General features: G+C 62.0%; 4 protein-coding genes. All 4 read left to right on the plus strand.

Going from position 1 to position 4,440, the window contains the following annotated elements:
* Positions 1 to 122 precede the first annotated feature (122 nt).
* Positions 123 to 680, plus strand: a complete 558-nt coding sequence (gene grpE / locus ACNPP0_RS00550) for a nucleotide exchange factor GrpE (protein WP_448704737.1) — start codon at positions 123 to 125, stop codon at positions 678 to 680.
* A 17-nt stretch (positions 681 to 697) separates the two neighbouring features.
* On the plus strand, positions 698 to 1,102 hold the full coding sequence (locus tag ACNPP0_RS00555) for a thioredoxin family protein (protein ID WP_332612666.1): 405 nt from the start codon (positions 698 to 700) through the stop codon (positions 1,100 to 1,102).
* A gap of 79 nt (positions 1,103 to 1,181) precedes the next feature.
* Positions 1,182 to 3,107 carry a molecular chaperone DnaK gene (gene dnaK / locus ACNPP0_RS00560; RefSeq protein ID WP_046803411.1) on the plus strand — a complete coding sequence of 642 codons (1,926 nt, stop codon included), beginning with the start codon at positions 1,182 to 1,184 and terminating at the stop codon, positions 3,105 to 3,107.
* 108 nt (positions 3,108 to 3,215) lie between these two features.
* Positions 3,216 to 4,346, plus strand: a complete 1,131-nt coding sequence (gene dnaJ / locus ACNPP0_RS00565) for a molecular chaperone DnaJ (RefSeq protein ID WP_332612665.1) — start codon at positions 3,216 to 3,218, stop codon at positions 4,344 to 4,346.
* Positions 4,347 to 4,440 lie beyond the last annotated feature (94 nt).

Genomic DNA, 4,440 nt, shown 5'->3' on the forward strand with positions numbered 1-4,440 from the left:
CCGGGGCGCGCTTCCGGTCCCAGAGGGGCACCGTCAGGGAATATTTCGCTTACCCGGGCTTGAAATAGGGGTATTGGCCCCCATTCATGTCTGCGAAAGCCATTCTTTTTGGAGGATTCCCCATGACGGCACCCCACGAGCCTGTAGACAAGACGCCCGAAGCCGGCCACAACGCCGACGCGGCACCCGCCGACCAGGACGCCGGTCAGGCCGAGCTGAACGAGTTGCGCGCCCAGCTGGACGCCGCCCAAGCTACCGTCAATGAGCAGCACGACCAGCTTCTGCGTGTGCACGCCGAAGCCGAGAACGTGCGCCGCCGCGCCCAGGAAGAAGTGTCCAAGGCGCGAAAGTTCGGCATCGAATCGTTTGCCGAGAGCCTGGTTCCGGTCAAGGACAGCCTTGAGGCCGCCCTGGCCCAACCCGACCAGACCGTCCAGACGTTGCGCGAAGGCGTTGAAGTCACCCTGAAGCAGTTGTCGGCCGCGTTCGAGCGCAACATGCTCAAGGACATCGCGCCGGCCCAGGGCGACAAGTTCGACCCGCACCTGCACCAAGCGATTTCGTCGATCCCGCACGAGCAGCCCGCCAATACCGTGGTGCAGCTGCTGCAAAAGGGCTACGCCATTGCCGACCGCACGCTGCGTCCGGCGCTGGTGGTCGTATCGGCCGGCCAAGGCTGAAACGCCAGCCGCGCGTCATGACCGATCCCCGCTTCGACCCGGCTCAAGTCTTCCAGGTGTTCGGCATGCGTCATGTCGACACCGATGGCTTTGACGCCGCCGTGGTTCAGGCGCCGGGAACGGATCTGCGCTGTGTGTTTTTATGGGGACAGGATTGCTATAACTGCAATCTTTTCAAGCAGGCAGCACTGCTGCACCAGGAAACGTTGCTGAAGCTGGGCCTGACCTGGTTCGAGGCCGACGTTTACGCCGACGAGCCCCTGGGCCGGCGCTTTTCCCTGCATGGCGTCCCCACTTTTGTGCTGTACCGGGCCGGCAAACGGCTGGGTCGTATCACCGGTTGGCCCGGATTGCCCCAGTTCACGGCGGCGATTTCGCGGTTGCAGGACCCGAATGCGGAAAATTCCGGCAAGGCGTCTTGAAAACCCTGCGAGTAACCCCAGTTATGTGGGGACAAGAAGTTTCTCTCTATTTTCATAGATCAATTCAAGGTAACCCACCATGAGCAAGATTATTGGCATTGACCTGGGCACGACCAACAGCTGCGTGGCTGTGATGGACGGCGGGCAGGTCAAAATCATTGAAAACGCGGAAGGCGCCCGTACCACCCCCTCGATCGTCGCCTACATGGACGACGGCGAGACCCTGGTTGGCGCTCCCGCCAAGCGTCAGGCCGTGACCAACCCGCGCAACACGCTGTACGCCGTGAAGCGCCTGATCGGCCGCAAGTTCGAAGAAAAGGCTGTGCAGAAGGACATCGACCTGATGCCCTACACCATTGCACGCGCCGATAACGGCGATGCCTGGGTCGAAGTGCGCGGCAAGAAGATGGCGCCTCCCCAAGTGTCGGCCGACGTGCTGCGCAAGATGAAGAAGACCGCCGAGGACTACCTGGGCGAAGAAGTGACCGAGGCCGTGATCACTGTGCCCGCCTACTTCAACGACAGCCAGCGCCAGGCCACCAAGGACGCCGGCCGCATCGCCGGTCTGGAAGTCAAGCGCATCATCAACGAGCCCACCGCGGCCGCGTTGGCGTTCGGCCTGGACAAGACCGAAAAGGGCGACCGCAAGATCGCTGTCTATGACTTGGGTGGCGGCACGTTCGACGTGTCCATCATTGAAATCGCTGACGTTGACGGTGAAAAGCAGTTTGAAGTGCTGTCGACCAACGGCGACACCTTCCTGGGCGGCGAAGACTTCGACCAGCGCATCATCGACTACATCATCTCCGAGTTCAAGAAAGAACAAGGCGTTGATCTGTCCAAGGACGTGCTGGCGCTGCAACGCCTGAAGGAAGCTGCTGAAAAGGCCAAGATCGAGCTGTCCTCGGCCCAGCAGACCGAAATCAACCTGCCGTACATCACGGCGGATGCCTCGGGTCCCAAGCACTTGAACCTGAAGATCACGCGCGCCAAGCTGGAAGCGCTGGTTGAAGAGCTGATCGAACGCACTATCGAACCCTGCCGCGTCGCCATCAAGGACGCCGGCGTGAAGGTTTCCGACATCGACGACGTGATCCTGGTCGGCGGCATGACCCGCATGCCCAAGGTTCAGGAGAAGGTGAAGGAATTCTTCGGCAAGGATCCGCGCAAGGACGTGAACCCTGACGAAGCCGTCGCCGCTGGCGCCGCCATCCAAGGTTCCGTGCTGTCGGGCGACCGCAAGGACGTGCTGCTGCTGGACGTGACGCCTCTGTCGCTGGGTATCGAAACCCTGGGCGGCGTGATGACGAAGATGATCCAGAAGAACACGACGATCCCGACCCGGTTCTCGCAGACCTTCTCGACCGCTGACGACAACCAGCCGGCCGTGACCATCAAGGTGTTCCAGGGCGAACGCGAAATCGCCGCGGGCAACAAGGCGCTGGGCGAGTTCAACCTTGAAGGGATCCCGCCGTCGCCGCGCGGCATGCCGCAGATCGAAGTCACGTTCGACATCGACGCCAACGGCATCCTGCACGTGTCCGCGAAAGACAAGGGCACCGGCAAGGAAAACAAGATCACCATCAAGGCCAACTCGGGTCTGTCGGAAGACGAGATCCAACGCATGGTCAAGGATGCCGAGGCCAACGCCGAGGAAGATCACCGCGTTGCCGAACTGGCTCAGTCGCGCAACCAGGCCGATGCGCTGGTGCACGCCACCCGCAAGTCGTTGACCGAGTACGGCGACAAGCTCGAAGCTTCCGAAAAGGAAAGCATCGAGGCCGCCATCAAGGACCTGGAAGACACGCTGAAGGAAGGCGACAAGGCCGCGATCGACGCCAAGGTGGAAGCCTTGTCGACCGCGTCGCAGAAGTTGGGCGAAAAGATGTACGCCGACATGCAGGCGCAACAAGCCGCCGGCCAGCAGCAAGCGGCCGATAACGCGAAGCCGGTGGACGACAACGTCGTCGATGCCGACTTCAAGGAAGTCAAGCGCGACCAATAATGGCCGGGCGCTGACCAGCCTCTGCCGCCCGGTAGCCGGAGAAATCCGCCTACCGGGCGTACTCATTCTGTAGCACTGAAAAGACGGCTCTATTCGAGCCCACGGATCATGGCAAAACGCGACTATTACGAAGTTCTGGGCGTAGCAAAAAACGCCTCGGACGACGAACTCAAGAAGGCCTATCGAAAGCTGGCCATGAAGTACCACCCGGACCGCAATCCGGACAGCAAAGAAGCCGAAGAGAAGTTCAAGGAAGCCAAGGAAGCCTACGAGGTCCTGGGCGATGAACAAAAGCGTGCCGCCTATGACCGCTACGGCCATGCGGGCGTGGACCCCAATTCAGCCGGCATGGGCGGGGCGGGGATGGGCGGCGGCTTTGCCGACGCCTTCGGCGACATCTTTGGCGAAATCTTTGGCGGCGCGGGCGGCGGCGGCCGTCGCGGCGGCCCGCAGGTGTATCGCGGCGCCGACCTGAAATACGCGCTGGAAATCACGTTGGAACAGGCTGCCGCCGGTTTCGACACCGAGATCCGCGTGCCTAGCTGGGAAAACTGCGACACCTGCCATGGCTCTGGCGCCAAGGCCGGCACGTCGCCCAAGACCTGCCGCACCTGCGGTGGCTCGGGCGCCGTGCGGATGCAGCAAGGCTTTTTCAGCGTGCAGCAAACCTGCCCCACCTGCCACGGCAACGGCAAGGAAATCACCGACCCGTGCCCGTCGTGCGACGGCGTGGGCCGTATCCGCCGCAACAAGACCTTGCAGGTGAAGATTCCCGCCGGCATCGACGACGGTATGCGCATCCGTTCCAGCGGCAATGGCGAACCAGGCATCAACGGCGGTCCTCCGGGCGACCTGTATGTGGAAATCCACATCAAGCAGCACAAGATTTTCCAGCGTGACGGCGACGATCTGCATTGCGAGCTGACCATTCCGTTCACCACGGCGGCATTGGGCGGCGAATTGCAGGTGCCCACGCTGGGTGGCAAGGCCGAGATCTCGATTCCCGAGGGCACGCAGTCGGGCAAGACTTTCCGCCTGCGCGGCAAGGGAATCCGGGGCGTGCGCGGCAGCTATCCGGGTGATCTGTACTGCCACGTGGTGGTGGAAACGCCGGTGCGCCTGAGCGAAGACCAGAAGAGCATCCTGCGCCAGTTCGAGACGTCGCTGAACGACGGGGGCGATCGCCACTCGCCGCAAAGCAAGTCCTGGACGGATCGGGTGAAGGAATTCTTCAGCTGATCGGGTTGCAGGACACGAAAAAGCCGCGATACGAATCGCGGCTTTTTCTTTTGAGGGCGCGGACGATCGCCCAACGTAAAAAGGCCGCGGCTGG

This window comes from Achromobacter semiaridum (assembly GCF_053543755.1).

Excerpts from the sequence above, each read along its gene's own strand:
- dnaJ (WP_332612665.1), top strand. The coding sequence starts at position 3,216 with ATGGCAAAACGCGACTATTACGAAGTTCTGGGCGTAGCAAAAAACGCC.
- grpE (WP_448704737.1), top strand. The coding sequence starts at position 123 with ATGACGGCACCCCACGAGCCTGTAGACAAGACGCCCGAAGCCGGCCAC.
- dnaK (WP_046803411.1), top strand. The coding sequence starts at position 1,182 with ATGAGCAAGATTATTGGCATTGACCTGGGCACGACCAACAGCTGCGTG.
- ACNPP0_RS00555 (WP_332612666.1), top strand. The coding sequence starts at position 698 with ATGACCGATCCCCGCTTCGACCCGGCTCAAGTCTTCCAGGTGTTCGGC.